This is a genomic window from Pedobacter sp., assembly GCF_031119335.1.
In the GTDB taxonomy this organism is placed as follows: domain Bacteria; phylum Bacteroidota; class Bacteroidia; order Sphingobacteriales; family Sphingobacteriaceae; genus Pedobacter.
The window spans coordinates 119,912-145,310 of record NZ_JAVHXT010000003.1 but is presented as its reverse complement, the minus strand read 5'-3'; the positions used below and the strand labels follow the sequence as shown (position 1 = coordinate 145,310).

The 25,399-nt window shown below is 37.2% G+C and carries 21 protein-coding genes and 1 tRNA gene; 7 read left to right on the top strand and 15 right to left on the bottom strand.

Annotated elements, in window-relative coordinates; translation table 11 throughout:
- The first annotated feature begins 1 nt into the window (after position 1).
- Positions 2 to 433, top strand: coding sequence for an OsmC family protein (locus REI64_RS04555; RefSeq protein WP_308848919.1), 432 nt, complete (start codon positions 2 to 4; stop codon positions 431 to 433).
- A 61-nt stretch (positions 434 to 494) separates the two neighbouring features.
- Positions 495 to 1,661, top strand: a complete 1,167-nt coding sequence (locus REI64_RS04550; protein WP_308848918.1) for an aminotransferase class I/II-fold pyridoxal phosphate-dependent enzyme — start codon at positions 495 to 497, stop codon at positions 1,659 to 1,661.
- A 171-nt stretch (positions 1,662 to 1,832) separates the two neighbouring features.
- Here REI64_RS04550 and REI64_RS04545 read toward each other — a convergent pair whose 3' ends face one another.
- The 4 genes from REI64_RS04545 to mgtE all read right to left on the bottom strand — a co-directional run bounded on the left by REI64_RS04545 (position 1,833) and on the right by mgtE (position 7,376).
- Positions 1,833 to 3,413 carry a Na+/H+ antiporter gene (locus REI64_RS04545; protein ID WP_308848917.1) on the bottom strand — a complete coding sequence of 527 codons (1,581 nt, stop codon included), beginning with the start codon at positions 3,411 to 3,413 and terminating at the stop codon, positions 1,833 to 1,835.
- A gap of 115 nt (positions 3,414 to 3,528) precedes the next feature.
- Positions 3,529 to 4,548, bottom strand: coding sequence for a bestrophin family ion channel (locus tag REI64_RS04540; RefSeq protein ID WP_308848916.1), 1,020 nt, complete (start codon positions 4,546 to 4,548; stop codon positions 3,529 to 3,531).
- A 398-nt stretch (positions 4,549 to 4,946) separates the two neighbouring features.
- A complete protein-coding gene (locus REI64_RS04535) occupies positions 4,947 to 5,774 on the bottom strand; it encodes a S1-like domain-containing RNA-binding protein (protein WP_308848915.1) in 828 nt (275 codons plus the stop codon).
- A gap of 228 nt (positions 5,775 to 6,002) precedes the next feature.
- The gene (mgtE, locus tag REI64_RS04530) at positions 6,003 to 7,376 is read right to left on the bottom strand and encodes a magnesium transporter (protein ID WP_308848914.1); all 1,374 of its coding nucleotides are present in this window, start codon (positions 7,374 to 7,376) and stop codon (positions 6,003 to 6,005) included.
- A 137-nt stretch (positions 7,377 to 7,513) separates the two neighbouring features.
- Between mgtE and REI64_RS04525 the strand changes: the two genes are divergently transcribed.
- On the top strand, positions 7,514 to 8,302 hold the full coding sequence (locus tag REI64_RS04525; protein WP_308848913.1) for an SDR family oxidoreductase: 789 nt from the start codon (positions 7,514 to 7,516) through the stop codon (positions 8,300 to 8,302).
- Positions 8,303 to 8,318: 16 nt separating this feature from the next.
- Here REI64_RS04525 and REI64_RS04520 read toward each other — a convergent pair whose 3' ends face one another.
- On the bottom strand, positions 8,319 to 10,919 hold the full coding sequence (locus REI64_RS04520) for an AAA domain-containing protein (RefSeq protein ID WP_308848912.1): 2,601 nt from the start codon (positions 10,917 to 10,919) through the stop codon (positions 8,319 to 8,321).
- Positions 10,920 to 11,282: 363 nt separating this feature from the next.
- On the opposite strand from REI64_RS04520, the gene REI64_RS04515 reads away from it, so the two are divergent.
- The gene (locus tag REI64_RS04515; protein ID WP_308848911.1) at positions 11,283 to 12,089 is read left to right on the top strand and encodes a phytanoyl-CoA dioxygenase family protein; all 807 of its coding nucleotides are present in this window, start codon (positions 11,283 to 11,285) and stop codon (positions 12,087 to 12,089) included.
- A gap of 267 nt (positions 12,090 to 12,356) precedes the next feature.
- Positions 12,357 to 12,428 (top strand) — tRNA-Arg (locus REI64_RS04510).
- A gap of 37 nt (positions 12,429 to 12,465) precedes the next feature.
- On the opposite strand, the gene REI64_RS04505 is transcribed toward REI64_RS04510, so the two are convergent.
- From REI64_RS04505 to REI64_RS04470, 8 genes are all read right to left on the bottom strand, one after another.
- Positions 12,466 to 12,657: a hypothetical protein gene (locus tag REI64_RS04505; protein ID WP_308848910.1), complete on the bottom strand. Its 192-nt coding sequence runs from the start codon at positions 12,655 to 12,657 to the stop codon at positions 12,466 to 12,468.
- Between the two features lie 73 nt (positions 12,658 to 12,730).
- Positions 12,731 to 14,083, bottom strand: coding sequence for a hypothetical protein (locus REI64_RS04500; protein ID WP_308848909.1), 1,353 nt, complete (start codon positions 14,081 to 14,083; stop codon positions 12,731 to 12,733).
- A 55-nt stretch (positions 14,084 to 14,138) separates the two neighbouring features.
- Complete coding sequence (locus tag REI64_RS04495; RefSeq protein WP_308848908.1) at positions 14,139 to 14,936, bottom strand: tRNA pseudouridine synthase A; 798 nt, start codon at positions 14,934 to 14,936, stop codon at positions 14,139 to 14,141.
- A 6-nt stretch (positions 14,937 to 14,942) separates the two neighbouring features.
- Entirely contained in the window at positions 14,943 to 15,404 is a 462-nt protein-coding gene (locus tag REI64_RS04490; RefSeq protein WP_308848907.1) for a DinB family protein, read from the bottom strand.
- 353 nt (positions 15,405 to 15,757) lie between these two features.
- Positions 15,758 to 16,594 (bottom strand): ThuA domain-containing protein, encoded by an 837-nt coding sequence (locus tag REI64_RS04485; RefSeq protein ID WP_308848906.1) that lies wholly within the window; start codon positions 16,592 to 16,594, stop codon positions 15,758 to 15,760.
- 731 nt (positions 16,595 to 17,325) lie between these two features.
- A complete protein-coding gene (locus REI64_RS04480; protein ID WP_308848905.1) occupies positions 17,326 to 19,749 on the bottom strand; it encodes a prolyl oligopeptidase family serine peptidase in 2,424 nt (807 codons plus the stop codon).
- Between the two features lie 167 nt (positions 19,750 to 19,916).
- Positions 19,917 to 21,317 carry a hypothetical protein gene (locus tag REI64_RS04475; protein WP_308848904.1) on the bottom strand — a complete coding sequence of 467 codons (1,401 nt, stop codon included), beginning with the start codon at positions 21,315 to 21,317 and terminating at the stop codon, positions 19,917 to 19,919.
- Between the two features lie 2 nt (positions 21,318 to 21,319).
- A complete protein-coding gene (locus REI64_RS04470) occupies positions 21,320 to 21,868 on the bottom strand; it encodes an RNA polymerase sigma factor (protein WP_308848903.1) in 549 nt (182 codons plus the stop codon).
- A gap of 158 nt (positions 21,869 to 22,026) precedes the next feature.
- Here REI64_RS04470 and REI64_RS04465 point away from each other — a divergent pair, with 158 nt between their 5' ends.
- Together REI64_RS04465 and REI64_RS04460 are read left to right on the top strand one after the other, a co-directional pair.
- Positions 22,027 to 23,337, top strand: coding sequence for a DEAD/DEAH box helicase (locus REI64_RS04465; RefSeq protein WP_308848902.1), 1,311 nt, complete (start codon positions 22,027 to 22,029; stop codon positions 23,335 to 23,337).
- Positions 23,338 to 23,368: 31 nt separating this feature from the next.
- Positions 23,369 to 23,572: a hypothetical protein gene (locus tag REI64_RS04460; RefSeq protein WP_308848901.1), complete on the top strand. Its 204-nt coding sequence runs from the start codon at positions 23,369 to 23,371 to the stop codon at positions 23,570 to 23,572.
- 207 nt (positions 23,573 to 23,779) lie between these two features.
- Here REI64_RS04460 and REI64_RS04455 read toward each other — a convergent pair whose 3' ends face one another.
- Positions 23,780 to 24,388, bottom strand: a complete 609-nt coding sequence (locus tag REI64_RS04455) for an alpha-ketoglutarate-dependent dioxygenase AlkB (RefSeq protein ID WP_308848900.1) — start codon at positions 24,386 to 24,388, stop codon at positions 23,780 to 23,782.
- Positions 24,389 to 24,394: 6 nt separating this feature from the next.
- Positions 24,395 to 25,243: a methylated-DNA--[protein]-cysteine S-methyltransferase gene (locus REI64_RS04450; RefSeq protein WP_308848899.1), complete on the bottom strand. Its 849-nt coding sequence runs from the start codon at positions 25,241 to 25,243 to the stop codon at positions 24,395 to 24,397.
- Between the last annotated feature and the right edge of the window lie 156 nt (positions 25,244 to 25,399).

The following is a 25,399-nucleotide window of genomic DNA, read 5'->3' as shown; positions in this document are numbered from 1 at the left end:
TATGGAAATCAACCTCATCCGCAAAAGCGGAAAATTTAATTTTGAAGCGGAAAATGAAAGCGGCTTTACCGTTGAGTTAGATGCAAAACCAGCTATAGGTGGAGAAGGTAAAGGCTTTCGCCCTATGGAGATGTTGTTGATTGGCTTAGGCGGATGCAGCGGTATCGATATGGTAAATATCCTTACTAAACAAAAAGAAGAACCTAGCGATATTAAAATCAATATTAAGGCTACGAGAAAAGAAGAGGAAGTACCTGCAATTTTCGATGTAATTGATATCCAATTTAACCTTTTCGGCGATTTGAGCGTTCAAAAAGTAGAACGTGCCCTGCAAATGACTTTTGATAAATACTGTTCTGTTTCAAACATTTTGGGCAGATCGGCAACTATAAATTTTACATATATCATTAATAAGGTTGAGGTTAAGGTTTAGGGCATGAGGTTTATCTTGCTCCTTGTCTCATATCTCAATACTCATATCTCAATACTAAAAAATGTCTGATAATTTCGAAACCATCGCTATACGCACTCAAACCGAAAGAAGTTCGCACAAAGAACATTCTGCGCCTATTTATTTAACATCGAGCTACAAGTTTGACGATGCAGAAGAAATGCGTGCTTTGTTCGCTAACGAAAAGGAGGGGAACGTTTACAGTCGTTATTCTAATCCAAATACTTCTGAGTTTATTGAGAAAATGGCTTTGTTGGAAGGTGCGGAAGATGGTTTTGCAACGGCTACAGGTATGGCGGCAATTTTTACCACTTTTGCTGCATTCCTAAAAAGTGGCGATCATATTGTTTCTAGTCGCTCGGTTTTTGGATCTACACATCAATTGCTAACTAACGTTTTTGCTAAATGGGGTGTAACTTTCGATTATGCGGATTTAGATAAACCTGAAGATTGGGAAGCTTTAATTAAGCCAAACACGAAAATCATCTTTGTAGAAACACCCTCTAACCCGGGTATAGATATTATTGATTTGGAGTTTTTGGGTGGTTTGGCAAAGAAATACAATACTTTATTAGTGGTTGATAACTGTTTTGCTACTCCCTATTTACAGCAACCTATCAAATTAGGGGCACATATTTCTATCCACTCGGCAACTAAATATATTGATGGACAGGGGCGTGCTTTAGGTGGAATTATTTTAGGAAGCAAAGCTTTAATTGCTGATGTAGTTGCTTTTGCTCGTCACAGTGGACCTTCTCTTTCTCCGTTTAATGCGTGGATTTTATCGAAAAGCTTAGAAACGTTGGCGGTTCGTATGGATAGACACTGCGAAAATGCCTTGAAAGTTGCGGAGTACTTGGAGAAACATCCGAAAATTAAGTTGGTGAAATACCCGTTTTTGCCGTCGCACCCGCAGTATGAAATTGCCAAAAAGCAGATGAAACAGGGTGGAGGTATTGTAACCATCGTTGTTGATGGTGGAATTGAAGCTGCCCGTAAATTTATGGATGGCTTGCAGCTATTTTCTATTTCTGCAAATTTAGCAGATACAAGGTCTATCGCTACGCATCCCGCTACGAGTACGCACAGCAAGTTAACTGAAGAAGAACGTAATATTGTTGGAATTGAACAAGGTTCTATCCGTTTATCTATTGGTTTAGAGCATATCGATGATATTTTGAAGGATATTGAACAAGCGTTAGGCAGTTAGCATTTTTTAGTTGACATTAAATAAAAAAGGAGCAAAATCAATTTGCTCCTTTTTTATGCACTACGTCATTGCGAGGTACGAAGCAATCTTTAAGCGATAGTTTTGTTGCCTGACAATAGTTGTAGGATTGCTTCGTGCCTCGCAATGACGGAAAAAGATCCTCAATTCATCCTAAATTATCTTCAACCGCTCCTCTTCCAAATCAATTTGATACAACTGCTGACGAATAATTTCTTCATCTATTTTTGGGTCTTTATTCAGCTCCGATAAGTATTCCCGTTGACTTTCTAACAACTCTACAAAAATGGCTTTGTTTTGCTCGCTCATCATGCTATAATCTGTTGCTTTAGCTCTTTCTTCCCATTGTTTCAGCACTTTTTCAATCTCAACATTCCCTAAATGCTCATTTTCATATTTTTCTTTTAGGGTAATATAAACGTGTTGCATCAATCCCTGCTTCATTTTTTGTCTGGCTGCGTGCTCATCGTGGGCGTTAGTAGCTTCCTTAAAAAAGCTATTGCGTTGTATAATGTAAGGCAACGTAAGCCCTTGAATTACCAAGGTCAGTAAAATAACCACAAAAGTGATAAACAGGATAAGGTTTCGATGAGGAATGGGAACTCCATCGTAAACTACCGGAATTGCCAAGGCTGCAGCTAACGAAACCACGCCACGCATTCCCGTCCAACCTAAAATTAAAGGCATCAGCCAGCGCCTTCGGTTTGATGAGGCCTGTGGCATTACACTTCGCCTGAAAAGGAAAGTTGCAATCATTGCTGCATAAGAACTAATCATTCTGGCGCCGATGAGTACGGCCGTAACCAATACTCCGTAGCCAATTGCAGTGCTTAATGGTATACCCTGTGCTCTAATTCCTTCCACAATTTCGGGCAGTTCCAAGCCAATAATTAGAAAGACAATGCCGTTTAAAATAAATACGAAACTTTCCCAAACGCTGTAGCCCTTAATTCTGCTGGCACTATTTAAATACGTTAAGCGCTTCATAGACATCAATAAACCGCCACTAACTACTGCCATTACGCCAGAGCTATGTAACTGCTCGGCCACCCAATACATGATATAAGGTTCTATTAATAGCAAGGCAATATCCGAAGGTGCATCTGTAGGTAAACGCTTATGAGCCTGCACAAATAGCCAAGCCAATACTAAGCCTATGGCTGAGCCACCAATTACCATCCATAAAAAGCTTAATGCCGCCTCTTGCCATACGAACTGCCCGGTACCTACGGCTACTAACGCAAAGCGGAAGATAATTAATGAAGAAGCATCATTCAGTAAACTTTCCCCCTCTAAAATGGTAGCAGTTGATTTGGGGATTTTAACGAATTTCATAATAGCGCCTGTACTTACCGCATCTGGCGGAGAAACAATTCCGCCTAGTAAAAAGCCTAAAGCGATAGTAAAACCGGGGATAAGATGATTGGTAACCAGCGCAACCGATAAAGCAGTGAAAAACACCACCAAAAATGCAAAGCTTCCAATAATTCGCCACCACTTCTTCATCTCTTTAAAAGAAACCGCCCATGAAGCTTCAAATAACAGTGGCGGCAAGAATATGAAAAATATTAAATCGGGATTAACCCTGATAACTTGTAAGCCAGGTATAAAGCTGACCAATAAGCCAGCAATGACCAATAAGATAGGATAGGCAATTCTAAGTTTAGTAGCCCACATGTTTAGCAGCACAATAGCGGCTATCATGGCTAAAAAAAGCGGTAAATAGGTATGCATTAGGAAAGAATGTTTTTAATAAATGGTTGTTTGGTTTTTGTGGCTAGTATAAATTTAGCAAAAATATTTACACGTTGGGATAGGGAATACCAACGCTATAAACAAGCCGTTTCGCTTACATCAAAATATCGTTGACAGGTTGTATTGGTTTTGGAATATCCGTTTCTCCCAACATTTGCAATAAGTCAATTTCAATGGTTCTGCAAATAGAAAGCATTGGGATATCAGTGCCTAAGCCTTCAAATGGATTTTCCGAGTAGTCGCCAATTAGTTCCATTACGACGTAAATCCAGCCAACTATTACGCCAAAAGGTATCATTAACCAAACGCCCGCCTCGCCAAGTTTGGCAAACTCTGCAACAATACCCAGTGGTAACAAACCAATAAATATGCAGTTGAAAATAAAACTCATATTGGCATATTGTCTCGGTATTGGAAATTTCTTGATGCGTTCTGCTCTGCCTTGGTGGTCATAAAAATCATTCAATACGCTCTGCATTTCAATTTGCTTGCGCATGTGCAACATCTCTCTTTCTTCCAAAGCTGCCAATTCTTGTCCCTGTTGGTGAATAATTTGTGTAGCAGGGTTGGCCGCATTCTCCCAAAGCGCTCTACCGGTAAAATATTTTTGGGTTTGATGCTCGTTTAAAAAATCTTTAAACCGCCCAATTCCTATCTTTTCCCTACGTTTTGCTGCAATTTTTCCAAATAGGTGTTTTAAACTTACATGTTCCCATTGGGTTGGTACAAGCAGCTGCTCTCGTAATACATACAGCCATGCAATGTGGCGGTAAATTAGTTGATGTTGTATGGCTTTAATTTCTTCTGCGGGATGTTGGCTGCTACGGACATAACTGTTTACCAAAGTGCCCCAGCTTCGGCTGCTGTTTACAATAGCGCCCCAAATTTTACGGGCTTCCCAAACCCTATCATAAGACTGGTTATTTTTGAAACCTACATAAAAAGCAACTGCAGTACCTACAAGAGATACCGGTAGCCATGGGATAGAAATCCAATGCCAACCGACAATTTTGTACAAAACTGCGATGATGAGCATGTAACAGCTTAGCCAATAGAAGTGATGGCCCGCAAATTCGAAAATGCCTTTTAGGGAAATAGTCTTTTTAACAATCATTGGCAGATGAAAATTTTGAGGCTATAAAAGTAATGAATTAGAAGTAATTGTTCTAGTTCAATTTAATAAAACCCGTAGTGCATTACCATAAAATGAAATCAATATCAAAATAACCACCCCGCCTTTTAGGCACCCCTCCAAAGAAGGGAATGGAGAACGAAATTCCCCTCTTTCAGAGGGGTGGTCGAAGACCGGGGTGTTCAATAAAAGTGGTTAATTTGTTTAAATACTTATAGGTAAGAATGTTATGTTTTTCAAATTGAAAAAAGTATAATACATTCCGGGTAATAAAGTAAGTTGTAACAACACAACATAAAATCTGGTATTAAAATTTGCATGTTGCGAGATCTCTCCTCGTTCCTCGTTCGAGATGACGGAAGATGAACGTTTCACGTTTTTTACTTTACTAGTTTAATATGATGGTCGGAAAGTGTAATTAAACGCTCTTTGTACAAACCACCAATTGCTTTTTTAAACGCACTTTTACTTACCTGGAATCTATTATAAATCTCTTCTGGTGTACTTTTATCGCCTAAATTAATCTCGCCAACTACTTTCAGTTCTTCTAAAATATAGTCCTTAGTTTCTAATATGTGCCCAAAACCCGATGGCTGTAATGTTAAATCTATTTTGCCGTCTACTCTTATGGTTTTAATCCAGCCGGTAGTTCTTTGTCCGGGTTCTACATTAGAGAAAACCTCGTTGTGGTACAGCAAGCCAATAAATTCATCGTTAATGATGGCATTGTAACCTAAATCCGATTTATCTACAATCAATAAGTCAACGGTGTCACCTTCATCAAAACCGAAGCCATCGTGAGCTACAAAATCATCTATTTTAGACGAAGCCAATAATCGGTTAGATTGTTCATCTAGGAAAACAAAAACAACATAGCTCTCGCCAAGTTCCATTGGTTTTTTTTGCTCTCTGCGAGGAATAAAAACATCTTTATCTACACCAATATCTACAAATGCACCATCGTCATTTACGCTAACAACAGTCAGTAAAGCAAATTCATCGGCAGTTGCCAAAACTTCTTTCAATGTTGCAACAGTGCTACCATCTTTATTGAGATAAACGAAGGCATCTACATCGTCGCCGAGTTCTACGTTTTTTGGTACTTCCAAATAGGGCAAAAGCACTTCGTTTTGTCCATCTGTTAAACTTAACCCCTGACTGTTTTTTGCCGCTACTCGCAGTTTATTGTATTTGCCTATTGTTATCATTTATCGGTATTGAAAATACAAAGGTAGTTTTTTTATTGTGCGTTAGTTGTGAAACCTATAAAACCTTTGTTTTTGGCTTTAGATAGGAGCGTTTTATGCACAGTTTTTAGTTTAATAAACCTGATTGAACGGCTTAGCCCGCATCCCCGAGCTTGCCTCGGGAGAGGACTAAAAGTGAAAGCAGGACTTTCGTGACCGAAGTACTACGGATATTGCTTTTCTAAATTTTTACAACAAAACGCCGCCTAAAAATAGTAGGGCAAAAGAGAAGTAAATGATGAGCCCCGTTACGTCTACCAACGTAGCAACGAATGGGGTAGAAGAAGCAGCCGGATCGGCACCTAGTCTTTTTAGTAACAGCGGTAACATAGAACCCATTAACGTACCCCAAAGCACTACACCTAATAGCGAGCAACCTACAACTAAGCCAATAAGTACGTAGTGTTCGCTAAAACCTGGCATTAAAATGTGCCAAGCGCCAATAACGCAAAAACTTAGCAGGCAGAGTGTTGTGCCAAGGAAAATACCTGAGAATATTTCGCGGCGCATCACGTTCCACCAATCGCGGATGGTGACTTCGCCCAAGGCCATTGCTTGGATAATGAGGGTTGCGGCTTGCGAACCGCTGTTGCCACCACTGGATATGATTAATGGGATGAATGTAGCAAGAATTACCACTTTTGCGATTTGATCTTCGAAACCAGACATGGCTGCAATAGTGAGCAATTCACCAAAAAAGAGTACAATTAGCCAAACCACACGTTTTTTATAGAGCTGGAAAACGGGAACGTCTAAATAAGGCTCATCGAGTGCCTGCGTACCACCCATTTTGTGCATATCTTCGGTGTACTCTTCGTGGGCAATCCATAAAATATCATCTACGGTAACAATTCCTAGCAAGATATCTTTATCGTCTACCACAGGAAGTGCCACTCGATTGTTCATTCTGAAGACGTTAATAGCTTCCTCTTGTGGGTCGTTTACATTCAAGGAAATCAGTCGATTATCTGTTAGATCCCCAATTTTTGCTTCAGGATCTGAAAGGAGTATTTCTCGGATACGGATATCGTCTAAGAGCACCCCGTCTTTGTCGATTACGTACACCACATCGATGGTTTCGGAGTTTTTGCCGTAGCGACGGATGTGCGAAAGTACCCGTTGCACTGTCCAATCTGTTTTCACTGCGATGAAATCGGGCGTCATCATACGGCCCACACTGTCTTCTTCGTAACCTAGAAGGTTCAAAGCTTCCTTGCGGTCGTTGTCTGGCAGTAACACAAGCAATTTTTTAACTGCCTCGCCCTGTAGTTCACCAAAAAGTGCCGTTCTATCATCTGGAGGCAACTGCCTGATGATTTCGGTAAGTTTATTGGCCTGTAATTTCTTAATGATACGCTCCTGCGTAGGGAAATCGAGAATACGGAATACGTTTACTGCACGTTTGATAGATAGTGTCTCGATAAATTTAACTGCATGTTGAGGAAGTTCATCTATCAGTTCTTCTACGTCTGATATGTTGAGTTCGTTGAGATAAACCTTTAACTGTCTATCGTTTTCGTTTTCCAACAAATTTAATACTTCATCTACTTGCAGTTCTTCCATACGCGTTGGATTTTGGTGGTGTATACTTTAAAGGCGTGTAAAGTTGCGTTTTTATTTTGAAATTGCGGTTATACAAGAAGCGTTTTCTCCTTTCAAATTAACACTTTTGTAAGTATTATGTTTATTAAGTTATAGTTATGATAAAAACCCCAGAAGTTTATGCGTTGGTTACCGGTGGTAGCAAAGGAATTGGAAAAGCTATTGCATTGGCACTGGCGAGTAGGGGAAATCATTTGCTGTTGATGGCGAGAAACGAAGCAGAGCTGATACAAACTGCTGCAGAAATTAGAGAAAAGTACAATGTTAAGATTGACATTTTTGCTATAGATTTGACCTTGGCAGATTCTGCAGCACAGGTTTTTAATTGGGTAGAGGGAAAGAATTATCAGGTTAGCATTTTAGTAAATAATGCTGGTTTTGGCGCTTGGGGTGCTTTTGCCGATTTAACTTTAGCAGCGCAAATGCAAATGGTGGATGTGAATGTGAGCACTTTGGTGAAGCTTTGCCATTTGTTTACACCGATGTTGAAGGTTCAAAAGGCTGCTTACATTCTCAATATTTCTAGCACTGCGGCTTATCAGGCTTTGCCAACTTTGGCCATTTATGCAGCATCTAAATCTTTTGTACTTTCTTTTAGCAGGGCGATAAATTACGAGTTGAGAAATACTTCGGTTGGCGTTACTTGTATTTGTCCAGGACCTGTTGAAACTAATTTTGCTAGTAGGGCAGGAATGAATGCTTTAGATAAAATGGCGCAAAAGTTTAATATGCAACCTGCGGAAGTAGCTGAAATGGCCGTGAAAGCGATGTTTAAGCGAAAAACGGAAGTGATACCAGGGTTTAGTAATAAAATTGGAGCTTTTGCCGCTAGGCTTTTAGCGAAGAGGTTTTTGGAGAAAACTGCTGCGGGGATTTATAAGGTTTAGGGGGGATGGAGCTTTTTTAGTTGGCCTTTATTTGCCAAACCCTTGTTCGCTGTTCGCCCAGTTTCTCTTTTGTTGTCTGCAATTCATCTAACTTTTTCATTAATTTTTCTTTTTCATTGCTCTCATTTGTCTTGAACCGCAAAAGAGGAAAATTATATTTTTCTAAAATTTTATCTTTCATTTTATCTCTTTCTGCTTGCCGTGTTCCGTCTTTATGGAATTCGAAACCATCAACCTCTATTCCTAGAACAGGAACTTTGCCAAGTTTATTATAAATCAAAAAGTCTAAGTGTGTTAACGAATTTGAAGCGTATTTTAATTCTTGTTCATCTAGCTTAGAAAAATCTTTAATAAGTAGTCTAATCGGGAAATGCGAAAGAACGTCATATTTCAAAAACTGTTCATCTGTCAGAACTTGCTTGATTAATCCATACATTAAATTTTCACTGTCAAACGATGATATTTTGCCAGATTTAAGTATGATTTTTGACCGTTCTTCTTCGTAACCTTTATACAACAGGTCAAAAATTGAATTTAATTCACTTTGAATAATTGAAAAGTTATTATATTCAATATACTGTATCAAATCAGAAATGTTATTGTCTTTTTGATTTTCGTTTCCATTAACAACTAATATCAGTTGTTTAACGGCTCTGGAAACAGCAACATTTAACCGATTAGGGTTGTCTGTAAAGTCAGAAATTTCGTTGTCAACAGTCGAAAGTATGATAACTTCGTTTTCTCTGCCTTGAAATTTGTCAACGGTATCTGCTTTTATTGTTGTTCCTAGAAATGTCTTTTGCAATTCACTTGTCTGATTACGATATGGCGTTACAATGCCTAAATCTACATTTTCAAGTTTTTCATTTGGAATAATTTCTTGTTTTATAATATCTATTTGCCTTTGGTTCATACGCTCTCTTGCATGATTTCCTTGTGATGTTTTATAGACAAGAAGAGGTTGGCGATTATCTGTATACTCTGTATGAACGATAAGTTGATTATCGTAAAACTTTTTGTTACAAAATTCTATGATTTTTGGATGGCAGCGGTAATGTTCTCTCAAAAGTGTCTTTGGAATATCTTGTATTAGTTCAACAATGGAAGATAATAAACTATGATTTGAATAGCGATAAGGCTTTTTCAGGTCGTAAGCATCAAAAACTAAATCCGTTTTTAATTGCATATCGGCGTCAACTACATTTGGCAATTGTTTAACATCCCCAACAATTACAGCACACTTTGCGCAAGATAAAGCAAGCGCTCCTGTTGCTAAATCAACTTGCGAAGCTTCATCAATAATAACATAATCATAAAAAAGGTTTTCTGACAAGCTCTGCCTTAACGAGTATGTTGTGCTCATTATAACAGGATAATCTTTGATGAACTTTTCAGAATTTCTCTTGAGTTCTGAAATTGTGTATGGTTCTCGCTTTTGTTGATTATATCTTTTGCACAGTTCCGCTTTGAGTAATTGCATTGACATTGAAGTATACTCTCTCATTTTTTCATCAAATGCGAAATTTTTTAAGCCATTTTCCAATAATGCTATTCTATTGCTCAGTTCATGTATTTTAGTTGGGTAGTACTTTAATTGGCACATAAAAATCATTTCATCAAGCGGATTTTCATAAAATGATTTATCTATAATTCCATATTTCAGTAGGTAAATAAATCTTCTAATGAAGCCTATTTTCTTCTGTCTTTTCCCAAGTGTTTCAAGAGAAACCCAAAATTCAAGTATTTTTTCGGCCGTGATGTTTTTTTTGAGCTCGATGCTTTTTCCTATTCGCCCTTTATATGTTTCTTTAAAATGCTCATATTCAGTTTCAATGCCGTCAATTTGTACTTTCAAAGATGCCAATTCATTTTTCTTATCAAGGTTTTCAGAAAGTAGATTAATCAGTGTAACAGACTTAGTTTTTATCTCTTCCTTTTCAATATCAGTTAAATTGAATTTTGATAAATCTGGTATTTCTTTTTGAGAATCAATAAATTCTTTCTTGTTTTGAGAATTTCCAAGAAGTGCTGCTAAAAATTCAACACCATTTTTTTCAAGTTTTTCGTAAACATTTTTTGTCGCAGAGTTATTACTAGAAACAACAGCAACACTTTGCCCATTTAAAACAGCATTAGCAATGATATTGAGAATAGTTTGTGTTTTGCCTGTTCCAGGAGGACCTTCAATTACACTTAAATTGTTAGAGAACGCAATGTTAACCGCTTTTCTCTGACTTAAATTAAATCCAAACGGAAAAAAATCTGGATTTGGGAAATTATCATTTCCTGTAGATGAAGAGCCGTTTAAAAGACTTGTAAGAATACAGTATGTAGGGATTTCGGAAATGCTGTCGTAACTTCTTGCAAGTATATTGTCTCCCTCTTCGGTTTTTAAACCAACGGTGTTTGCTATCTCTTTTAAATAATTGAATACGTTAAATGCTCTGTCACTACTTACTGCAGTTGCGATAATTTTTACTTTATTCTTACTATAAGAAAACTCTTTAGGACTGTTTTTAAAAATAACAACACATCTGTCATCTCTATACGAATATTTTTCAATTTCATTCGTCTTGTCTATTTCGTTAATGTATATCAGTTCTCTTTTAAGCGGCATTTCCTGATAATATCTTTGATGATTTCTGTATGGTTTATGAGTGAATGTTAACCTATCTATTCACAGGTATATTTAACCTAGGTAGATTTTTGAGAAACTCAATAGTGATAAATATAAAAAGAAGTAATGATAATTGATGCAGTATCTGCGTCAATTTAAAAGGATTTCTAAATTTATTTCATAAAATATTTGCACTAATTGACTGAAAATATTACGTTTGTAATAAATACTACTAAATCTATAGATAATGTCGTTAAAAATGCAATATATCACTTTTTCACATCGAATGCCGATGTGCTGTTGCATGTAGTAAACTATAGCTTTTCAATCAAATTCCTAAACCTTCTTAACCAATTTTTTATCATGATTAATTCATACAGCACCTTTACACTTGCCGACCAACTTACCGAAGAACAGAAATTCTTTTTTCATAAATATGGCTTTCTGCATTTTAAGAATTTTTTAGATACTCACGCCATTAAGGCGATTATACAGGCTTCGCAGCAGGTACAAGAGCAATGGTTGGCCAATGATGTTAAAAAGATAAATGGCGTACCTATTAAGTACGGAACGGATTTAGACGGCTCTGCTATTGTACAGCGTTTTGCGTTTATCAACCAACATCACCAAGCTTTAAGCGGTTTGACGTTAGACCCAAGATTTGACTCGCTTTTAGAGCTGGCTGGAGAAGGAGCGAGGTTAGGAACGGAGGAAAAGGACGGAATGGTTTTTAATCACTATGTGAATGGACCTGATAGTAAGTTTACCAAAATGGGATGGCATACCGATGGTTTACGTGATATCTTTTACGGACAGAAGTTAAATCCAATGTTAAATGTTGGTGTGCATTTAGATACACTAGATGTAAAAAATGGTGGACTGAAGATATTACCTGGTACACACAAGCAGAGCATTTATCAAATGTTGTTTAGAAAGAAGTACTTTTTAGACCATAAAGCAGACCCATCTGAAATTGCAATTACCCCAGAAGCGGGCGATTTAACCATTCACGACGGTAGGTTGTGGCACCGAGTGGCACAATCTGAAGTTACTGGCGAGAGAAGTAGAAGACGTGTGATTTATATCCCTATTATCGCTGGAAAATATGCGCCTAAGAATGAGAACAGTCCGACGGTGTTTTACCAACGATTTGCAGGCATTGTAAAATAGGTAGGTATGTTGATAGCCGCATTAATCAGTTATTTGGTAAAAACAGGAAAAATAAAGTTGCTTTCGGCATTTTTTAAGAAGGTAATAGTTTGGAAAGTAGGAGTTTAAATTCTTGATGATTTGAATTTAGGGAACAAAAGTTGTTTAGCCATATTTTGGCTATTAGGTAAATAATCTTATCTGTTGAGGAGAGATCGAAAATTCCTTTTGATGTGTAAAGCAATTAAATTGCACATCAAAAGGAATTTATCTAAGTTTGCACACTTTGCTCCCGTAGTTCAATGGATAGAATTATGGTTTCCGGTACCATCGATATGAGTTCGAATCTCGTCGGGAGCACAGAAAGCCTCAATAGTATTGTGCTATTGAGGCTTTTTTATTCCTTTGGTGCTTTCTTAACAGGATGAACTGGCTGCTCGCTTTGTTCTCGCTGTTTAGCTGGATTAGGATTTTTAACTGGCTTTATGTTGCCCTCTTCAATATCTTCCTTTACCGAATTTACTGGTTTATTTACATCGGGTTCATTTTTCTCTGGTTTGCCACCTTTTGTGTTTCCTGTGATGTTCATCTTTTTAGGTTTATTGTTTGATGAATAACAAACGGGAAATGGATAATGTTCTTAGATTGCTGGAAATGTTATTTTAGTTCAAATGGTTTAATGTTACCTTCTCTGCATCAGCAAGAAGTGCTGGAATATTTTCGTTATGTATAAAAAACATCCCAATTCCGTCTTTAGTTACACCTTTTTTAATTTGGTAGGTGAAAATTGGCTGGCCATTCACCATGAGATGTTCCATATGCATCAAAGAAATATTAGACCTTTCGAATTTATCAGCTAATTCGGTAATATGACTTGAAATTATAAATGCTGAGTTTTTAATTCTTGAAAAACCATCGACAACAATTTCGGTTGCTTCAGAAGCATCTTTTGCATTGGTGCCTTTGAACAGTTCGTCTAATATGACAAATATTTTCTGCCTTTCGACAAGCATATTTAATAGGTACTTAACTCTTAGCACTTCACTTAAATAATGGCTTAGTCCATTTTGCACATTGTCGGCAATGTTTATTGTGGTTGCCAACCCGTTAAAAATAGTCGTTCGCATAGATGATGCAGGAATGGGAAATCCAATGTGAGCCAGATAAATGGCAATACCGAGTGATTTCAACAAAGATGATTTTCCAGCCATGTTTGAGCCACTTAAAAAAGTTAGATGGTTCTCGTTGTTTATAGTGACATTGTTATTTACAGGAGATGGAATTGCAGGGTGGTAAATTCCTTCGATATTTACACTCAATTTGTTTGTTCCAGTAATGTATTTTGGCAAAGTGAATTTTTTTTCTGAACACATGCTTGCAATAGTTTGCAGCGCATCAATTCTATAGATACAATCAAGAAGATGATGTAATAAAATAATGTTTTCTCTAGTTCTTATAAGCGAATCTAATCTGCTCAGCTCGTAAAATTTAATTGGTTTTATAGAAAATGCTGTCTTTTTATCAATGGGTAGTTTCTCGATAATATCTTCTATTTCTTTACCTATATCTTTTAAATGTATGGGAGCTTGAGGTTGCTGTAGATAATCGTATAATGAAAAACAGCTTTTAACTAGATGTAGAAGATATTTTAAGCCTATTTTAACAACGTAATAGTCTTGCGTTTCGTGAAATTTATTTTTGATAAAGACAGCGAGAGCATCTATCAAGTTGCCTTTTAACTTTTTTCCATAGTTCAGGTAATGCAAAATTAGATCTAATTGCTCATTTGAGATATCCAGGTGGAAAACATTTTCAGATAGGAAATTGAATGCAGCTGTTCGTTTTTCAAGTAGGTCCAAGTCGTTTGTTGGACTGCGCATCATTTCTTGAATTTTTTGATTGCCAGCTACAGTTTTACATTTATTGAACAAGCCATATACAGAAAATTCAGTTCTACTACTCTGAAAGATATTTAGATCTTGGTAGGTTTGGATATCAATTTCAAAGCTCATCATCTTAATTTTTTTAAAAATAAGATTTTTAGTAGAAATAGCTAGGTATACTAAAACGCTAAATTTCTATCCAATCGCTTTTTGAGAAGTTGTTAAACTCTGTTCTTGGTTCTAAATTGAGATAGGGGTAGGTTACTTTTGAGAGGTAAAGCCCAGTTGGTTTTGCAATATCGAACTGCGTTGGAATTTCTAGGGAAGAGAGGTGATGCTCAAATTGATCTACACTGAGTTCGTTTTTGCCAATTTTCAATAAATTCCCAGTCAATATCCTTATCATTTTACTTAAAAAACGGTTAGAAGCGATGTGGAAACGGAAATGTTGTTCGTCGGCAGAACAGTAAAGCTTAGCTTCCATTACATTGCAAATGGTGTGCTCATTTTTATCGGGTGCGGTACAAAAAGCTCGGTAATCTTTGTATTTTGGTAATAATGCTACCGCTTTTTTCATCTCTTGCGTATTAAGATTTGTTACGTTGTAATAAGAGCTCAGCTGACCTAGAAACGGATTTTTATAGGTATGAAGGTAGTAATCGTATTTTCGTTGTACGGCATCAAAACGGGCATGTTGTTTTCCATCCATCGGGATGATATCAAATACAGCAATGTTGTGGGGCAAAATTCTGTTGATGATGAAAAACAGATCGAAATCAATTTCCCGCTCAATATCTACGTGAAAAAAATACTGGCTGGCGTGTACACTCGTATCTGTACGCCCACAACCGTTTATGGCAATGGGCATTTTGAATATTGAACTCAGTTTGCTTTCAATGGCTTCTTGCACGCTGTGTGCTTTTGGATGCCGCTGCCAACCATTATAGGTGTGACCATTGTAACCAATATGAAAAAAATAGCGCATCTTAAACTAAATGAATTTTTTCATCATTAAGCTGCAACCGTAATGCAATCCATCGTGGGATACGATAAATTTAATAGCATCTTCAATTTTTTCTAGTCTATAACCTTTATAAGTGCTGATGGTGTAAGGTGTATAGTTATCAAATTTATTCGCAGCTACATCTTTTTCTAATTGGTCAATAGTGTCTAGTAAATAAGCTTTGATTTGCACTATTTCTTCTGCCGAAATAAAACTTTCGGGTTTAGAGCCATTTCTATACTTGTCTACCAAAGTTGGATCTATGACCAATTCGTTGTTAGATAGTTTGTAGCATAGTACTTGTTGGCTAACCACTAAATGACCCATTTGCCAAGCTAAATTATTGCTAAATCCGGTTGGTATTTTGTTAAGTTGCTCGGTGGTTAAATCCTCGACCAAAGTTAACAATGCTTTACGGCTTGCTCTAATTACTTCGAATATTTTATCCATGAAACAAAGATAGCTCTCGTTTTTCACGAAAGCTATCTTTAAGTAGAATTTAGTTTGAAAGGTCATCTGCTGTTCGACATTTGCAATGTAGAACTCAGTAATGGTTTATCGAAAGTCCGAAGAACTGATATTTTTATAGAAATATGAGTTGAGATAATTATAAACCACGAAGTGGTGACATTATTTTTATTTCAAATTCACATTAAGTTAAGGTTTCGAACAATCCTAATTTTTAATCCTATTTTAAAACGGATTACAAATCCCGAAGAGCAGTATTTTGGCTGACATTTATCGCACTGCGATTGCCTGTCAAGCTGGCAATGACGTATTTACTAATAATGCTATCTACGACATTACTTCGCTTTTTTAGTATTTCCTAGCCAAAGCAAAGCATCAATTATCATTTTGTTCTGTAATTCGTTATCAAAAGTTTGTGAGAGCGCTTTAATTTCTTTTCCATGTTTACGCTCATAATCCATATCGTTGTGTCCCATGTTTACGTAAATCATTTTATAGTTTTTATTACTCCAAACTACTGGATAATCTCCCTGGTGCCAAATTTCGTGAGCTTTTGGTCCCGTGCCCAGGGGAAAGCTAGAAGGATGGATGCTTAACAAAATATCGATGTCAGGATTTTTGCTTAAATCTTTTTCCCATTTATACCACTCGTTGGGTTGCGATTTCAAGGTTTGAGGAAGTTTTTTAGTAGCTGGATGTTTTTTGTTTACATTTAAAATAGCTGATGTTGGACGCCATGTATTGCCACTGTACTGACCAGAACCTAGAAATTCATTGTGGTACCAATCCCAGTTTTGTGTAAAGGCAGATGGCGTTAATGCGAAGGCAGCGAAATGAAATCCCATCCAAGCGCCACCGTTTTTCACATAGTTTTCGAAAGCTGTACGCTGTGCTGGATCTTCTGGCCTGGTGTCCAAAAACAACACCACTTGATATTTGGAAAGAAAATCGGCATTCATGTTTGCCCAATTGCTTGTAGTGTCGTAACTGAAATGGTTTTTTTGTGCCATTTTTGGAAACCATTCATTTGCTTCTTTTACAAAACTGACATGAGCCATGTCGCTTTTTCCGGTAAAAAATGCAATAACCTTGAATTTTGGTTTTTGAGCTTGTGCTGTTAAGGTGAAGCAGCTCAGTGTTAAAAATAAGATGCTTTTAGATAAGAGGTTCATAATGTGGTTAATTGAGATGTTAAGATAGGATATTTGTTCGATAGTTTTAGGAGGTGTTATGTTTAGGTTCCATTGCAATTCGCTGTTCGATATTTGTAATGTCGAACTCCGTATCTCAGGATTATTTCATGAACTCGCTATGCTCGGTTTTTAATCCTGTTTTAAAGCGGATTACAAATCGGTGGATAATGCTTCGGGATTACAAATCTCGAAGAGCAGTTTTATATCGGTCGATGAGACACCGATTGATCGGAAGAAAAAGAACCATTAATAGTTTAGGCGCAATGTAACTCTTCAAAAGGATTACTGTTTTTGCATTTTAAACTTGATTGGCAGCGATAGCTTCCGATATATCCTATCGTGTGGACACATCTCGTTCCTCCCCCTTGAATCCCCCTCCAAAGGGGGACACGCAGCGCTTAAGCATTTTGCATATCCCCCTCTTCGAGGGGGCAGGGGGAGGAAAATGACATTTGCTAATAGTTGTGTCCACACGATAGGATATATCGGGACTAAAGCAGAAAGCAAGACTAGCTTAGCCAATGTAGAAGTGTAATTGATTTTCTAATCATCTAAGTTCGATGATTAAGCCTTATATGGTCAATTTTTATAACACCCCGGTCTTCGACCACCCTTCTTTAAGAGGGGAATTGCAACCAACATAAAAAAAACATCCGATGAATAATTAAATCCATCGGATGTTTGATAACTGCTATAACCTCAATTAAAATCTACTTAGCTGCTGTTGGCTTCGCATTTTTAACATAAGTATCTAACCATGTATTGGTTTCCCAAAGCATGTGCAAGATGTTTTCTTTTGCCCTGTAGCCATGCGCTTCGTAAGGCAGGTAAACGAAACGAGTTGTACCACCGTGACCTTTAATAGCATTGAACAAACGCTCACTATTAATTGGGAATGTACCTTGGTTATCGTCCATTTCGCCGTGGATTAATAGGATAGGGGTTTTGATTTTATTAGCATAGCTGAATGGGCTCATGTCGTAATATAACTGAGGAGCTTGCCAATACGTACGATCTTCGTTTTGGAAACCAAACGGCGTTAAGGTTCTGTTGTAGGCACCACTGCGGGCAATACCGGCTTTAAATAAGTTGGTATGTGCCAATAAGTTTGCAGTCATGAAAGCGCCGTAGCTGTGACCACCAACTGCCATACGATTTTTATCGCCAACGCCCATTTCGCTTAATTTTCCAATTGCAGCTTCTGCGTTTAATTTCAATTGCTCTACAAAAGAATCGTTAGGACGTTTGCCTTCTTTTGCAACGATTGGCATTTCGGCATTATCTAAAACGGCGTAACCTTGAGTAACGTAGAAAATAGGTCCACCAGAACTGATGGTGATAAATTTATTTTCGGAACCTCTAATTTGTGCTGCATCGCTAGCCGAGTTAAACTCACGAGGGTAAGCCCAAATCAAGGTTGGAAGTGGTCCGTCTTTTTCTTTGTTGTAACCTTTGGGTAGGTAAAGATCGCCTGTTAAATCAACGCCGTCGGCACGTTTGTAAGTGATTTTTTGTTTAGTTACACCATCCATTGCTGTATAAGGATTGGTAAAATTGGTGATTTGTTTATCCGCAACGCGAAGTACTAGGTTCTTTACAAAGTAGTTAGGAACTTCAGTTTTACTTTCTCTGCGAGTTAACAAAACCAACTTTTGAGGATCTAAAACATCAGTCACCACTTCGAAAGTGCCTTCTTGACAACGCCAAATTACTTCATTCTTTTTAGTGTTCAAATCAAATTTAGCGATGAAAGGTAAATCGCCTTTTGGAGAAGCACCTGTGGTATTGTTTAACAATAGTTTGGTGCCGTTATCGGTAGTTAAAATTACTTGGCGACCGAATTTGTTTTTCTCCGTAACAGGCTGACCGGGATTGTTGTAAGCATCGGTAGTGTTTAGCTCATAAAGAGTTTCTAAAGCGCCAGTAGAAGGGTTAAATCTGCTTACTTTGGCACTTTGTTTAGCTCTAGACATTTCTCTAACCAAAGCTAAATTTGCGTTACCCCAGCTTACGCCAGCATAACGAGTTTTAGTTTTGAATAACTCTTTGCTAGCTCCGGTAAATGGTGCTTTTAGTTCGTAAACACCGTCGTGAAATTCAACATCTTTTTTAATTAGACCACTGTCTAATGGCTGTGCCCAAACTACGCTTGCCGCTTCGTCGTCTCTCCAATCGAAACCACGAGGTACGTTCTGTACGTTATCGTAACCAGAAGGACGAACTTCTGAAGAAGGCAATTCTGCCAGTACTTTAACGGTTTTGCCAGTTCTGTCGATAATTTTTACCGTAGAAGGGAAACCATAAGCAGATACCAAGTAAGAGAAAGGTTTTTTAATGGTACGCACCATCAAATAATTTTTATCTGGAGATAAGCTGATGGTACTGTAAATAGCTGGTGCGCCAATCGGAGTTTCTACACCTGCTTTGTTTTGTACCAACTGCGAGGTAGCGAAAAATTCAAATAATTGCTCGTCGTATGGGGATTTAATTAAATCTTGGATAGTAGCACTAGGGGCAACTTTACCTAAATTCTCTTGAATAGTTGGGCCTTTTGGTGCTAATGGACGTTTCGGTGCTGCGGTAGCTGGTTTTGTAGCTACTTGATAAATTAGGGTATTGTCATCAACCCACATTAAACCTGCACCTAAAATAGCATTTAAAGGTTGTTTGTTGATTTTTGTAGCTTTTGCAGTAGCTACGTCAATTACGTATAAGTCAATTCTATCTTGAGCTGTTTGCGTAAAAGCGATTTTGGTTTCGCTAGGGTTCCAACGAACATTGCCAGCAAATAATGTAGCAGGCAAACCTGTAACTGTACTCGTTTTGCCCGTTTTTATATTCTTTAGGCTAAAACTGTTTACATAAGTTTGTCTACTAGGTGAGTAATTGTTAGGGTTGATACGCATGCCTGCCAATTTGTATTCTGGCATCGCCAATTCTTCAATAGAAGGATACGGATTGCGGTCGCTGAACAAAATCCACTCGGCCTTGCCATCTATGCTAACGCCAGGAGTAGGTTTAGCTAAAAGCAAATCTGCCATTACTTTTGGAGGCGTTTGGTACGTTACAGCATCTTGAGCTAAAACGCTTCCACCTAAACCAACCAATAATAGGTTAAGTATAACTTTTTTCATCTGTTATAATTTGTTTTTTAATGGAGATGAAGCTATGCCGATAGGTCGGCATGGTTTCATTTCAATATGTAAGTTTAATTGATGATATAAACTTACATATTGAAATTGACTTTAGCTTTTTGTATCAAAAATTTTGGAGAAGCTTAGTACTGCAAAGATATCTAAAACTATTTTTTCGAGTTGCCATTAAAATTAAATTTCAAATTTAATCCTGCTGAGCTAATCCTTAAATTTTTATCACCCATGGTGCTTAGGGCAGGTCTATAATAAGGCTCGAAAATCAATACGTTTTTTCCTAAGTTTTGGTTAATTCCGATAGCAATGATTGCGCTATTGGCAAAATCAAAACCTTTTAAACTACTTTCATCGGTTTGTTGCTGTGTTTGTGCTTCGCCATTTCTGTAACCAAAATTGCTCCAGCTGTAGTTATAAGTGTATTTTTGGGAAAGATAAGTACTAGAATTAATTCCTGTGGATATATAAAAATCTTGCTTTTTAGATGGAAAAAACTTCACAACCATGGGTAAATCTACACTTAATAACCTGCCGTTGAAACTTACGTCGTTGGTAGCTGTGGCAGAGTAAGCCATGCCGCTAACTGGTGCCGAATTTAAAGCATTGTCCTTAGATGCAAACATTGCTTGTGAAATCTCCGTTGGAACGCTGTTTTCGTAACTTACTTTGTTTTGACTAATGCCTGCACCGAAACTTAAAACCACATTTTTGGTAACTTTTACATTTGCATTTAAACCTACGCCAGCGCTTAACTTTGCCTCGTTATTATCATGATAATTGAAGAAAGTTCCAGTAAAAACATCGAAGGTTGTTTTAGAAGAACTGTTTTTTTGAATGTCCTTCGTATTATCATTAGCCGCTAAAATTTTGCTTTGTTCAGTTAAAAATTCTTCAGTTGTTAATTTGGTGTTTTTGGTTTCTGTATTAGATTTTGCGTCTTTTTCTAGCGCTGTAGCATTGTTGTCAATTGGCTTTTTAACACCTTGGTCGGTATTTGTTTGTGCAGATGCGATAATTGTATTTTCATCAATTATAGTACTAGTTTTCAACTGACCTTGTGTTATGCCATTCCCTAGGGTTTCTGTTTTATCTTTGCTGGCAATAACTGGCTTTGGCTGTATTGCAATCAACTTTTCAGTGGTAAGCACTTTTAAGCCATTGTTTACGTCCTGCACGGCATTCCTAAAATCTTTGCTTTCAGTTGGTGCAACCTTCTCGTTGTTTTCTATTGTGTTAGTTGGTTTTGCTGCATTGGCAATATCAGTTTCCACTTTAAAGTCATCGGCTTTGCCTTTTTGCGAAGAGCTGTCTTTTTGAGTATTATTTGCTCTTAAAATCACTTTTTCATTACCCGAACCATTATAAAAATATAAACCTGCAACTACAAGTAATGTTGCAGCAATGCCACTTAGCCACCAAATTGGCAGCTTTTTACTTTCCTTTTCTGGAAATTTTTTACGTAGCTCATTCCAGCCCTGGTCGCTCAAACCATCATTATAGTCGTCGAAAACAGATTTTATTTGCTGTACCAAGTCTTCTTCACTCTTTTTCATATCTACTTTGTGTATATAGAGTGGGTGGTTAATAATTGTTGTAAAGCCTGTTTTGCCCTGGTTAAATAAGTTCTAGATGAACTTTCTGGGATATTTAACATGCTTCCTATCTCTTTATGCGAGTAGCCGTCAATTTCATAAAGGTTGAAAACCGTTCGCTGCATTTCATTTAACTGCTTCATTAATGATAAAATATCTTGAGCGTTCAATTTATCGATGGCAGATGTATGTGTAGTTTGTTGAACTGTATCGGTTAGCTCAACAGCTTCACTAAATCGCATCGATCTGCGTTTATAGTCGAGCGAAGTGTTTACCAATACCTTTCTGAACCAAGGTTTAAAGTCGTTATTTTCGTTAAAGCTGTTAATTGATTTAAAAACTTTGATAAAGCTGTCGTTGGCAGCCTCTAAAGCATCATCTCTATTACCTAAATAACGAACGCAAATACCCAAAGCATAGCCATAGAACTGCTTATAGAGCAATTCCTGTTGGCGTAAATCACCTTTTTTACAAGAAGCAATGAGCTCAACAAGGCTCTGGTTGTCCGGCATTCGTTATCTAATTAAATCAATAACGTTATAAATAATTTGATCTTGCTCTTTTCACTACTACTTAATACGGCAATGGCATGGCAAACGCTACAAAGATTTAAAAATTAAGGCATTCTTTTTTATTTCTGTAAATTTGCAGCTTCATTAAAGTAAAAAGCGTGTCGTTAGAGCAGTTAAAATTAAGTAAGCCATTGGTTTCGGCCATGAGTGCATTGGGATGTTTATCGCCAAAAGAAATACAGTTGAGAACCATGTCTAGAATTTTGGGTGGACAAGATGTGATTGCCATTGGTCCAGAGGGATGTGGTAAAACGACGACTTATGTGGTAGCTACATTAATGCGCTTAAAAACTGGCGGTGGTGATGCGCCAAGAGCTTTGATTTTAGTGCCAACCAAAGAGAAAGTATTAGAAGTTTTAGAGCGTTTTAAACTGCTGAACAGAAATGATACTTTTAGAATTGTAGGTATCCACGCTGATGATCCAATTGATACGCAGGTTGAAGATTTAACTGATGGGGTAGATATCGTTGTTGCAATTCCATCGAGAGCCAGAGCTATTTATTTGAAGCTGGGTTTAAATACCAATAAAATCCAAATGATGGTGGTTGACGATGCTGCCGATATGGTTAAACAAGGTTTGCAGTTGCCTATTAATGAGTTGGCTAGGAGTATTCAAAAGTGCCAGCATTTGGTGTTTACAGAAGTTATGCACGATAAATTGGAGAAGATGATCGAGGATTTTATGTTGATGCCTGCAACGATAGAAGTAGACGAACTGTCTGAAACCATTGTAGAAACACAACATCAACTTAATTATCATTTACCTAATTTTCGTACAAAACTTAACTTACTGAACTTGCTTTTAAGTGATGTTGAGGTTTTTGACAAGGTGGTTGTTTTTGTAAATACCCGTTTAACTGCACAAACGCTTTCTAGAGATTTATTTGATGGCAAGGCCGATGATATTTTCGTTTATAAACCTTTGTTTTTCGATGAAGCAGGTTTCGAAAGTTTAGAGGCTTTCAAGATTAACGATAAAGCTAGGGTATTGATTATTGCCAATGAGAATTTTGAGGAAGAACATTTAAATAATATTCCATTTGTATTTCATTTTGAATTGCCAGAAGATAAAATGGTTTACATTAACAGGGTAATAAAAACGGATGAGGTAGATTTTGTTGCGCTAAACTTTATTACAGATTTGGAACTGCCGCAACTAAAGAAAATTGAACAAGCCATTGGACAAAAAATTGAAGAAGCTGAGTTGCCTGAAGATTTGTTAATTGAAGATTTGAACAAAGCAACTAAACAAAAAAGCAAGAGAGCAAAAGAGTTAGAGCGTGAGCAGGCCGAAGAGGAAGCGTTTAGAAATGCAGCTTTTCAGCCGAAAAAAGAAAGCAATGCTAAAACCACTAATTATAGCAGTGGCGAAAAAGCGAAAATGAACAAGCAGAAGAAACACGGGTAAAACCAAGAATTTTATTTATATTTGATTGAGTATGGAAACTTTGATTATAAATATCCCAGAAGAAAAAAGTGCCCTGATTAAGCAGATATTAAAACAATTTGGGGTGTCTTATGAAAAAAGCATTTCAACTGCCAAGAAACCGTCAGATTATGCAGGTGCTATTTCCAAAGAAGCAGCTAACAAACTTTTACAAAATGTTAGAAAAAGTAGGCAGGAATGGGAAAGAGATATTTAATCGACACAAATGTACTCATAGAATATATTGGTGGTCTATTACCAAGACAATATCAATTAGAAAAACAAAAAAGATAAAGTTGCCAGATGCGTTGTTAGCTGCCACTGCAATTATAAACGACTTCACCTTACTCACTCGAAATGTAGATGATTTTGTAGGTATCGATGATTTAAAGATAGAAAATCCTTGGAATTGGTAATCGGTATCTTATCCAACAATTGTTCTAAAAGTTAGGTTTATCCTTGGTGTAGAAACCAGTTTAGTAGGCGGCAGGCGATGCAGCCAATGCGTTTGTGTTGTGTCTTTCATGATTAGCAAACTGCCATGAGCTAATTGTAGCGAAACGGTATTTTTATCCACTTTGTGTTTAAATGCGAATTTCCGTTCTGCTCCAAAACTCAATGAAGCAATAGCACCATTTTTCTTTAAATCTTTTTCTCCATCGCTGTGCCAAGCCATACCTTCATCACCCTTATGGTAAAGGTTGAGCAAGCAAGAATTGAATGTTTCGCCAGATAGTTCTTCTGCTTTTAGTTTTAGTGCTAAAAGTTCTTCAGTCCAAGGTAGGGCAGTCTTTGTAATATTAGAGTAGGTGTATTCAAAAGACTTTTCTCCGTACCAAGCTACTTTTCTTTTGGTAACAATTAGTTTTCCAAATATCAGAGCTTGGTCGTTTTCCCAAGCAATACCATTTAGCAATTTATCGTAGTAAAAATCAGCATCAGCTTTGCTAAAAACCTTACCGTAGTAGTTTACAGTTCCATCTTTGGGAAGTAAGTTGGTGGAAGCATTAAACATATTACCAAACAGATCCATGTTATTTTACAGATTTTCGTTTATAAATGCTTGTTCCCAGCCAATAATTGCAGTTTTGCGAGTGTTGCCCCACATATAACCACCAAAAGTTCCACCGCTTTGTATCACTCTGTGGCAAGGAATTAAAAAAGCAATTGGGTTACTACCAATGGCGGTTCCAACAGCTCTAGATGCACTCGGATTGCCTATCTCATTCGCTAATTTTCCGTAGGTAGAAAGTTTTCCCATTGGGATTTTTAACAGCGCCTCCCAAACCTTCAATTGAAAATCTGTACCTTTTAAATGTAGTTTAACCTCCTTCAGTTCTGACCAATCACTCCGGAAAATAGACATTGCGTTTTGTTGTAAATCATCCGATTTTTCTAAATATTTAGCACTAGGAAATTTTGCTTTTAATAGTTGCAGGGCAATTGTTTCATCCTCATAAAAAGCCATGTAACAAACTCCCTTTGCCGTAGAAGCGGTTAATAATGAGCCAAAATGAGTGGTTGAAAATTGATAATTAATTGTTAGTTCAATACCACCATTTTTGTATTCTGCAGGTGTCATTCCTTCAATATTTACAAATAAATCGTGTAATCTACTCGTGCCCGAAAGACCCGTTTCAAAAGCGACATCAAACAAATTAGCTTGCTCGGTTTGCAGTAACTTTTTGGCGTAATTTACACTCACATACTGCAAAAACTTTTTCGGACTTGTGCCCGCCCATTCTGTAAATAAACGCTGAAAATGAAAGGGACTTAAATTCACTTTTTCTGCCACTTCATCTAAATTAGGCTGGCTTTTAAAGTTGGTTTTAATATAGTCAATTGCTCTAGCAATCCGCTCGTAATTCAATTCCTCCTGCGTGTTCATAAGCTTAAATTTAAGCAAATATCCGTTAAGCCTAGCGATTAAAAAATCCGAAACTTGCTTTTCTTTATAAGCACATTGACACATAATTATTTCTATGTGTGTATGTGGTTTCATTTTAAAGCTTTAGTTGAAATAAATCATTAATTTCGATGAAAA

Coding starts and splice junctions, on each gene's coding strand:
- REI64_RS04555 (WP_308848919.1), top strand. CDS start 2: ATGGAAATCAACCTCATCCGCAAAAGCGGAAAATTTAATTTTGAAGCG.
- REI64_RS04550 (WP_308848918.1), top strand. CDS start 495: ATGTCTGATAATTTCGAAACCATCGCTATACGCACTCAAACCGAAAGA.
- REI64_RS04545 (WP_308848917.1), bottom strand. CDS start 3,413: ATGCATACCTATTTACCGCTTTTTTTAGCCATGATAGCCGCTATTGTG.
- REI64_RS04540 (WP_308848916.1), bottom strand. CDS start 4,548: ATGATTGTTAAAAAGACTATTTCCCTAAAAGGCATTTTCGAATTTGCG.
- REI64_RS04535 (WP_308848915.1), bottom strand. CDS start 5,774: ATGATAACAATAGGCAAATACAATAAACTGCGAGTAGCGGCAAAAAAC.
- mgtE (WP_308848914.1), bottom strand. CDS start 7,376: ATGGAAGAACTGCAAGTAGATGAAGTATTAAATTTGTTGGAAAACGAA.
- REI64_RS04525 (WP_308848913.1), top strand. CDS start 7,514: ATGATAAAAACCCCAGAAGTTTATGCGTTGGTTACCGGTGGTAGCAAA.
- REI64_RS04520 (WP_308848912.1), bottom strand. CDS start 10,919: ATGCCGCTTAAAAGAGAACTGATATACATTAACGAAATAGACAAGACG.
- REI64_RS04515 (WP_308848911.1), top strand. CDS start 11,283: ATGATTAATTCATACAGCACCTTTACACTTGCCGACCAACTTACCGAA.
- REI64_RS04505 (WP_308848910.1), bottom strand. CDS start 12,657: ATGAACATCACAGGAAACACAAAAGGTGGCAAACCAGAGAAAAATGAA.
- REI64_RS04500 (WP_308848909.1), bottom strand. CDS start 14,083: ATGATGAGCTTTGAAATTGATATCCAAACCTACCAAGATCTAAATATC.
- REI64_RS04495 (WP_308848908.1), bottom strand. CDS start 14,936: ATGCGCTATTTTTTTCATATTGGTTACAATGGTCACACCTATAATGGT.
- REI64_RS04490 (WP_308848907.1), bottom strand. CDS start 15,404: ATGGATAAAATATTCGAAGTAATTAGAGCAAGCCGTAAAGCATTGTTA.
- REI64_RS04485 (WP_308848906.1), bottom strand. CDS start 16,594: ATGAACCTCTTATCTAAAAGCATCTTATTTTTAACACTGAGCTGCTTC.
- REI64_RS04480 (WP_308848905.1), bottom strand. CDS start 19,749: ATGAAAAAAGTTATACTTAACCTATTATTGGTTGGTTTAGGTGGAAGC.
- REI64_RS04475 (WP_308848904.1), bottom strand. CDS start 21,317: ATGAAAAAGAGTGAAGAAGACTTGGTACAGCAAATAAAATCTGTTTTC.
- REI64_RS04470 (WP_308848903.1), bottom strand. CDS start 21,868: ATGCCGGACAACCAGAGCCTTGTTGAGCTCATTGCTTCTTGTAAAAAA.
- REI64_RS04460 (WP_308848901.1), top strand. CDS start 23,369: ATGGAAACTTTGATTATAAATATCCCAGAAGAAAAAAGTGCCCTGATT.
- REI64_RS04455 (WP_308848900.1), bottom strand. CDS start 24,388: ATGGATCTGTTTGGTAATATGTTTAATGCTTCCACCAACTTACTTCCC.
- REI64_RS04450 (WP_308848899.1), bottom strand. CDS start 25,243: ATGAACACGCAGGAGGAATTGAATTACGAGCGGATTGCTAGAGCAATT.